The sequence below is a fragment of the Nostoc sp. genome (assembly GCF_036917515.1).
Lineage (GTDB): Bacteria > Cyanobacteriota > Cyanobacteriia > Cyanobacteriales > Nostocaceae > Nostoc.
In genome coordinates this window covers 1-8,154 of the sequence record NZ_JBALDE010000188.1, presented here as the reverse complement: position 1 = coordinate 8,154, position 8,154 = coordinate 1, and the positions used below count along the sequence as shown (strand labels likewise).

At 41.5% G+C, this 8,154-nt stretch carries 4 protein-coding genes and 1 pseudogene; 3 read left to right on the top strand and 2 right to left on the bottom strand.

The annotated features are described in order from the left end of the window. Positions 1 to 612 precede the first annotated feature (612 nt). A pseudogene (locus V7K89_RS24980) lies at positions 613 to 960 on the bottom strand (DUF3891 family protein); the annotation flags it as partial. Positions 961 to 2,182: 1,222 nt separating this feature from the next. Between V7K89_RS24980 and serA the strand changes: the two are divergent. The 3 genes from serA (at position 2,183) to V7K89_RS24965 (ending at position 5,361) form a co-directional block, all read left to right on the top strand. After that, a complete protein-coding gene (serA, locus tag V7K89_RS24975; protein WP_335191955.1) occupies positions 2,183 to 3,763 on the top strand; it encodes a phosphoglycerate dehydrogenase in 1,581 nt (526 codons plus the stop codon). Between the two features lie 215 nt (positions 3,764 to 3,978). After that, positions 3,979 to 4,899, top strand: a complete 921-nt coding sequence (gene prmA, locus V7K89_RS24970; protein ID WP_335191953.1) for a 50S ribosomal protein L11 methyltransferase — start codon at positions 3,979 to 3,981, stop codon at positions 4,897 to 4,899. A 264-nt stretch (positions 4,900 to 5,163) separates the two neighbouring features. Beyond that, a complete protein-coding gene (locus V7K89_RS24965) occupies positions 5,164 to 5,361 on the top strand; it encodes a hypothetical protein (protein ID WP_335191951.1) in 198 nt (65 codons plus the stop codon). A gap of 261 nt (positions 5,362 to 5,622) precedes the next feature. Here the strand turns inward: V7K89_RS24965 and V7K89_RS24960 are convergent, their stop codons facing one another. Continuing rightward, positions 5,623 to 7,728 carry a beta strand repeat-containing protein gene (locus V7K89_RS24960; RefSeq protein WP_335191949.1) on the bottom strand — a complete coding sequence of 702 codons (2,106 nt, stop codon included), beginning with the start codon at positions 7,726 to 7,728 and terminating at the stop codon, positions 5,623 to 5,625. Positions 7,729 to 8,154 lie beyond the last annotated feature (426 nt).

The window sequence follows — 8,154 nt, the reverse complement described above, 5'->3', positions numbered from 1 at the left end:
ACAAATGCTCTGAATGCGGTAACTAAAAAAGACATTATTGGATGGTTCACCCACTGCTGTTACTATATTGCACCCAACTGAGAACCGCTATAATAAAATTTCCTTGCCTTCTAAGTTTGCCTTGTGGTGAAGCAAAATTGCTTTTCCCAAATAGCAATATTTAATTGGAACCCATCTGTCGCAACTATAAAAGTAGACAGTTACTCGGCTCATTGCATACTCTTTCAACGGCAGTGGAAGAGACCAGGACGAGTCCACAGTTTGAACCTTACCTGTTGAGTCCATGCTTTGAACCTCAGTTGTTAAGTATATTTACTTTCACTGATCGGAATTATAAAAAGGAACTATCATAAGTAATAACAATCTGCCTTAAAAATACATCTTTAGATAAAAATTAGAATAATTAAAACTGACTTCACGCCCTTAGCGCTAAATGCAATCGCTACTTTTTGTATCTCAGCAGCTTGGGTTATATTCACAGCATCACACCATGCAATAGTCATTACTGAGATTACCATTGCAAAAATAAGTAGAAATTTGATAGAAGAATGCGATCGCATAACCTAGTTTTTTACAGCAATTTTCAGCTAAATAGCTGTAAGCCTTATGCATCTAACTCTTAACAAATGTCCACTCTAGTACCTTGATCGGGGCTTCTTGTAGTGCTTGAGTTAATTCAGCGCTGCTCTCAAATTTAACCTGGAAGAGGTCGCAGGCTTCGATGTTGATCGTGAATTTATCGTCTTGAAAGGGCCAGGGTTTGACAACAACCAAGTTATCACTGCGCTGCATAATGTCATAGCGCTCACCTTCAGGACCCTTGCTAATTTCTAAAAACCTTTCATCGTCAGGTAGTTCTTGCTGACAAAGAATAAGCGAAAGGCGATCGCACCATTGCATAAATGCATAGACCGCGTCAACTTCCTCCTTTTTGATGCCCAATTCTTTACGCCAATGTTGCTATTTTTGAAGTAATCCCTCTTTTGTTACCTTCGGGGAAGAAAAATAGGAGAAGATTAGCTAGCTATAGAGAAATGAATCGGAGAAGCTCGAAAACCATTCATCAATTCAATCAACTTTTTTGTCAAATACAGCCTCATTTCTCTTAATTTTTTGACACTCCACAGTGCATCTCTCAAAAAATGATCTAGTGATTGACCATCTTTTAATCCTGCTATTTTCCCTATCTCTGGTAGCGATTTGGTTCGGATGGATGATCACATTCCCAAGTGTAAATACTTGAATGCCTCAAAATGTCTCACATCCTCAAATATTGAATAATAGTGTTGACAGTAGTTATCTATGAACCCGACTGTATTTACTGCTTAAGAGCGCTGCCTAACCATCAGAGTTACTTACTGTTTCAGTTTTTCTTCCTGATTCTACTCTCCCCGTAGTAACAAAAGAGGGATCAGAACTTTAGTTCTAGTTTTTTAAGCACTTTAGTGCTTACTATAAGCTCTCGAAATTAGCTTGACAAATTACTAGTACAGCACGGCGTAAATAAACATACCATTTCAAATGGCGCAAGAGGTTGGAATACAATTATGCGTGACTTTTGACTTCCGCCTTGCGGTACTAGCTTACTACTGTATATTAAGTACTATACTGATATTAATTGATAGTTTTTAACTACTAAACAATCTTAAATCTGCCGGAATCATGAGCAATAAAATTTATTTGATGCCTAAATTCTAACTGTCACAATCCGATGATCTTGATGAGTCAATGTTTTGCTTTGACTAAGGGATACCACTTGTGGTATTGACAAACAGACAAGATTTGACAGATATATTAGTTACTAGCTCGTTTCCTGCTTGTGTATAGCATTGCCTTGGCTAAAGTTGCAGCCCAGTCAAGCATACAAGCGTTTATACCCCACTAAGGAAGTTGCTTTAGCCGATAAAATTTTGGTAACTCTTAACTATTAATAAATATATCGGTGCTTAGTGCTATTCATGCTTTATATTTAGCGACAGGGTGGTGCAAACAGCTAATTTATGTTCAAAAACTTAGAAAGCAGTGCCCATCAGGAGCAATTCACGCTTCGATACTATCAGCACGTAGTGTAAGTAAAGGTTAAGTTGATATTCAAACGAATAATTTTTGCTGAATTGTGACAGATAAAGACTAAACTAAAAAGTCTTGTGCAGCAAAACCTGTAGCTTTAAATGAAGTAATCATGTCTAAGGTTCTTGTCTCTGATTCGATTGACCAAGCTGGAATTGACATTCTTTCGCAAGTTGCTACCGTTGATGTCAAACTAGGTCTAAAACCAGCAGAACTGATCGCAATTATTGGTGAGTATGACGCGCTGATGATTCGCTCTGGTACGCGCGTCACTCAAGAAATCATTGAAGCCGGCACCCAACTAAAAATCATCGGTCGTGCTGGTGTTGGTGTGGACAATGTGGATGTTCCCGCTGCCACCCGCCGAGGAATTGTGGTAGTCAATTCTCCAGAGGGAAATACAATTGCTGCCGCCGAACACGCGCTAGCGATGATTTTGGCTTTGTCTCGCCACATCCCCGATGCTAACGCTTCTGTGAAACGTGGGGCGTGGGATCGCAATAGTTTTGTTGGTGCGGAAGTCTACAAAAAAACTCTCGGTATTGTCGGTTTAGGTAAAATTGGCTCCCATGTTGCCTCTGTAGCTAGAACAATGGGGATGAAACTCCTAGCTTATGACCCTTTTATTTCTACAGAACGAGCCGAACAAATTGGCTGTCAGTTGGTGGAGCTAGATTTACTCTTCCAGCAAGCAGACTATATCACCCTCCACATCCCGAAAACCCCAGAAACTACCCACTTAATCAATGCCACAACCCTGGCAAAAATGAAACCCACAGCGCGGATTATCAACTGCGCTCGTGGTGGGATCATTGATGAAGTAGCTTTAGCAGCAGCTTTGAAAGCGGGTAAAATCGGTGGTGCAGCCTTGGATGTGTTCGAGTCAGAACCACTGGGTGAATCTGAGTTGCGATCGCTAGGTAAAGAAATCATCCTTACTCCCCACTTGGGAGCCTCTACCACGGAAGCTCAAGTGAATGTGGCGATTGATGTTGCCGAACAAATTCGCGATGTCCTTTTAGGACTACCAGCACGTTCAGCCGTCAATATTCCCGGACTCGGCCCCGATGTATTGGAAGAACTCAAACCCTATATGCAACTAGCAGAAACTCTCGGTAATCTAGTGGGACAACTAGCTGGTGGAAGGGTAGAAGTACTCAATATTCGACTGCAAGGGGAACTCGCAACCAACAAAAGTCAGCCTTTAATCGTCGCTGCCCTCAAAGGACTACTTTACCAAGCTTTGCGGGAACGAGTAAATTACGTAAATGCTAGCATAGAAGCCAAAGAACGCGGAATTCGGGTGATTGAAACCCGCGATGCTTCTATTCGAGATTACGCCGGCACACTGCATCTAGAAGCCACGGGTACTTTAGGTACTCATTCTGTTACAGGTGCTTTGTTGGGTGAACGGGAAATCCACCTCACTGACGTTGACGGTTTCCCCATTAACGTCCCACCCAGCAAATATATGTTGTTTACCCTGCACCGCGATATGCCAGGGATTATCGGCAAACTTGGTTCCCTACTTGGCAGTTTTAATGTAAATATTGCCAGTATGCAAGTAGGTCGTAAAATCGTCCGTGGTGATGCCGTCATGGCTCTGAGTATAGATGACCCTTTACCAGAGGGCATTTTGGATGAGATTATAAAAGTCCCTGGTATTCGGGACGCGTATACAGTAACTCTATAAAGGCAAAAGTAAAAAGGCAAAAGTAAAAAGAAATCCAGCGTTGCTGAATCCAAGGGATGATTCTTGTAGGGTGGGCGTCTTGCCCGTCCCTTGTATTTCGGGGCGGGCAAGACGCCCACCCTACAAAACTAGCAAAATCATCCCGCAAATATGCAACGCCAGAAATCCTTTTTCTTTTGCCTTTTGCCTTTTACCTTTTTACTTTTTACTTTTTTATGGCAAACACCTGGTGGGAACTAAATATTTTATGTGAGCCAGACTTAGAAGATTCGATCTTTTGGCGACTGGAAGATTTTGGCTGTCGTGGTACAGCTAGTGAAAATAAAGGAAACTCATCTTTAGTAAGAGCTTATCTGCCGACAATTCAAACACAGCTGCTAGATTTGGCAGCGTTGTCTCTATGGCTGCGCCAAGATGCTCTTTGTGTAGGAATTTTATCTCCTTCCTTGCAATGGCAGTTAATTGATGAGGAAGATTGGGCAACTAGCTGGAAACAATATTGGCATCCACAGGAAATAGGCGATCGCTTCCTAATTAACCCCGCTTGGCTACCATTACCAGAAACAACCGAACGCTTAGTCATTCGCCTTGACCCTGGTGTAGCATTTGGTACGGGCAACCATGCTACTACTCAGCTATGTTTGGAATCCTTGGAAATGCGGCTAAGTGGAGTTCCTCAGTCCTTTGTGGGTAATAGTGGTAAACATGAGCATCTGGTAATTGCGGATATTGGCTGTGGTTCTGGTATCCTTTCCATTGGGGCGCTGCTATTAGGAGCCGAGAAAGTCTATGCAGTGGATACTGACCCTTTGGCGGTGCAATCAACTATCAGTAATGGTGTGCTGAATGATATTAGCCCAGAACGTTTACTACCTGCACAGGGAAGTGTAGACGTTTTGACAAAACTAATTGAAAGCCCAATGGATGGTATTGTCTGCAATATTTTGGCTCATGTGATTATTGAATTGATTCCAGAAATGAGTGCGATCGCTAAACCTGAAACTTGGGCAATCTTCAGTGGTATTTTACTGGAACAATCTAAAGCTGTTGCTGACGCTTTAGAAGAAAATGGTTGGGTTGTCGCTACCCTGTGGAAACGCAAAGAATGGTGTTGCTTAAATGTACGGCGTTCTTAACCCAGTAGAAATTATCGCCATCCTAAATCATTCTTCAGGAAGCAGGAGGCAGATTGTCAAAAAGTATTCCACTGTAGAGGTTTCGATATTTGAAAAACTGAAAAACTTTGTTAATGGGACTTAGACAAAAAGTAGCCAGAAAAATACCTCAAATGTATATACAGAGAGACTTTGACATCGCTTTGCCTAGTTTGTTGATATATTTGGGTTTCAAGCATTTTTTAGCAAGGGGTGTATTTTCCTTGTCCTGTATGGGTTTTAGGCTTGTTTTTTCCTCAAAAATGTTTAAGTCCCGTTAATAATCTCGGTCAGTTTTTATCCAACAGGATAAGTGCGATAATCAATAAAATTCGGTCTTTATTTGCCCAAAGTGGAAACAATACTAGTGGTTTTGATTCTCTCATGAGAGAACTCGAACACGATAAAAACAATGCTGCGATCGCAAACAACCAAACTCAATAATTACAATTTGATATTGCAGGATGGAAATTGCTCAAAAATGTTACCATCATTTGAATATGATTCAAAGCAAGGTCTAGACTACGAACTGTCACCGCTTCCTTTGCATGCCGCTAAAAAATCTGACGCCTCTTAATTACGAATTACGAATTGGTATAACCTTATTCCATTGGTAAATCGAATGCGAAGTGCTTAAAATAGCACCTCGCATTCTGAAGATTTCTATTTATCCTGTGGCGTTTAGTGATGGAGGGTTTATTTCGATTACACAATCACAAAATTGTTTTCGGTTAGTGACAATCCATCTGATAGTTGTGCAAATTTGACCTGAGTAAATGCATTTGCACTGCCATCAAGGTCAAAATACAATGCACCTGTAGTGTTGTCATATATAAATCGTTGATTGCTTGTCGTTGCAGATGTTCCGAGGGTAAACTGACTTTTCTGAAGTGAACCTATTGATAAGTCGCTACCAAAATTATAAGACGATACCTGAATCAGTTCATTAGTCGTGTTAAAGTCATGAACACGAGCAACGCCTTGATAATTATAGAAAGCAAAGGTATCATTACCGTTCCCACCTATCAGGATGTCATTTCCTCCCTCACCCCCGGAGAGTGTATCACTGCCATTACTTCCCACAATATTGTCGTCGTAGGCTGCACCTGAGATATTTAATCCTTCGATATTTTTGTAGCTGACCTGATTCGTGCCTGCGATAATTGATCCAATGTTAGTAGTGACATCGAAAGTCGAAGTTATTCCAGCATTGTAGTAAAAGACGGATAAGTAATCGTTACCCTTACCTCCATCTATCGTATCATTGCCACCATAGCTCGTGGAGAACGTATCGTTGCCGTTGCTTCCCACAATATTGTCGTCGTAGGTTGTACCTGTAATATCTAATCGTTCGATATTCTTGTAACTAACCCGATTAGTGCCTGCCGTAATTGATCCAATGTTAGTAGTAGTATCGAAAGTCGAAGTTACTCCTTCGGTAGAATTCCTATAATCGACGGATAAGTAATCGTCACCCTTACCTCCATCTATCGTATCATTGCCACCATCGACTGTGGAGAGCGTATCATTGCCATTTGTCCCCACAATATTGTCATTGTAGCCTGTACCTGTAATATCTAATCGTTCGATATTCTTGTAGCTAACCCGATTAGTGCCTACCGTAATTGATCCAATGTTAATAGTAGTATCAAAAGTCGAAGCAATCCCTCCTGTAGCATTCCTATAATCGACGAATAAGTAATCGTCACCTTTACCCCCATCTAGCGTTTGAGTCACTAAGTCAGTGGAGGAAGTATAGAATCCAGTTACTACATAGACATAGAAGGAATCATTACCAACGCCCCCATCCAGTAAGTTATTGCCTTCTGAAGACCCAATACTCAAATAATCGTCACCAGCACCACCGTTGAGGGTGTTATTACCGAAAAGTCCAATGCTTGGGTAGTAGTTGAAAGCACCGACAGAGAGAGAATCATTGCCATCGTCCCCAGAAAGCAGGTTATTACCTGATGAATACCCAGCATTCAATAAATCTTCACCAACGCCACCGTAGAGGGTCTTATTGCCTGTTGAAAATTCAACATTCAAGTAATCGTTACCAGTACCACCAACGAGAGAGTCATTGTCTGTACCACTGTTGAGGGTGTCATTTCCCGCGCCACCAATCAGAGTATCATTACCCGTACCACCTCTCAAAAGGTCGTCACCACTTTTGCCGTCAATTTTGTCATTACCCCCCTGAGCGTTGATCACATCATCTGAGTTGTCAAAGCCGTTAACATTATTGTTCAGATCGTTAAGGAAGGTGACTGTGTTTTTGTTGAAGATATTGCTTTGGGTAGAGTTGGCATTGAAGACATCAAAGCTGTCTGTGATGCTAGTTTGCCCATCAAACAGGATATTTCCTAAGTCTATAGTGGCACCTGTAGATTTGCTTAAGTTATCCAGGTTTTCCAGGGCAAAGTTTTGCAGGATGACTCTGGGAGTAAACCCTGACCCCAACATCACTTCATATTCAAAGGTGATTTCCAGATTGCTGCCATTCTGGTTCAGCAGCAGATTTTGGGCAGTAAAGCCACTACCTTGGAATATTAGAGTATCAACTTCGGCAATGACTGCTGCTGTGGGGTTTGTTCCTTGACCTACACCACCGAAATCGGTGATGGTACTAGAATCCTGATAGTAGAAGTAGTTGTAAACAAATTTATCTTTGCCGCCTCCACCAGTCAAGGTATCGTTGCCATAGGAATATGTGATGATATCGTTACCAGCTTTACCATTAATTGTGTCCGTACTGTCGTCACTGCCTACTAGGGTATCATTACCGTTGGTTCCAATAATATTTGCCATAACTTTTACTTTCCTTAATCGATTTTTTCAGTAACATCAGTTCTCAATTTACTGTTTGCACGGTTTTAGGGCACAAAAATTCGCCAAAATTAGGCTTTTTCAGCATAGTTTATATGTCTTTTTTGAGTAACAGCAATTTTTCTTGAGGATTCACCTGATGAAAAGACTTTTCAGTAGGACTTATCCCACATTCCGCAGGTAAGTTAAAAAATCTCGGTATTTTTCATAACCCAGATATGGCAATACTTTCAGGTATTAAACCGATATTCTGGATTGTGCGATGCCTGCGGCGAGCTTCGCTAACGCAACTCGGCTGAGCGTCAAAAGTCATTTCAGGGGGCGACAGGGGAGCTAAAGAGCTTGCTGTATAAGTGACATAGCTTTCAAACCCTGGCGATAAAACCTCTGTTTATTGCGAATAGAACC